The organism is Streptomyces carpinensis (assembly GCF_002154505.1).
Taxonomy (GTDB): domain Bacteria; phylum Actinomycetota; class Actinomycetes; order Streptomycetales; family Streptomycetaceae; genus Streptomyces; species Streptomyces carpinensis.
On the sequence record NZ_MUBM01000103.1, the window covers coordinates 1 to 313 of the forward strand.

The 313-nt window shown below is 78.3% G+C and carries 1 pseudogene; it reads right to left on the reverse strand.

The annotated features are described in order from the left end of the window. Positions 1 to 285, reverse strand: a pseudogene (locus tag BZY54_RS52245) (hypothetical protein); the annotation flags it as partial. Positions 286 to 313: the final 28 nt, after the last annotated feature.

Here is a 313-nt window from a genome sequence, read left to right on the forward strand (position 1 = left end):
CGAGGTGTTGGCCGGCCGGCCGGTCGCGCCACCCGTGCCGGCGTCCGCGTGGGGCTCCGCCTCGGCCGTGCCCAGACCGCCGCCCGCGTACTCGGGCGCCAGGCGTACGAGGCTCAGCGCGCCGGCGGCCAGCGCGAGTCCGCTCGCGGCGAGGAGCGCCTTGCGGGGGCGGGGTCTGCGATGCCGCCCGCGAACCCGCGACCGGAGGGAGGACGGGCCCTCCGAGCCGGCAGGGCCCCGTGGGCCGGTGCCTGTGTCCGTGTCGGTGTCTGAGCTGTCCTGCACAGAGCTTGCGTCTGTGCCGGTGCCTGCG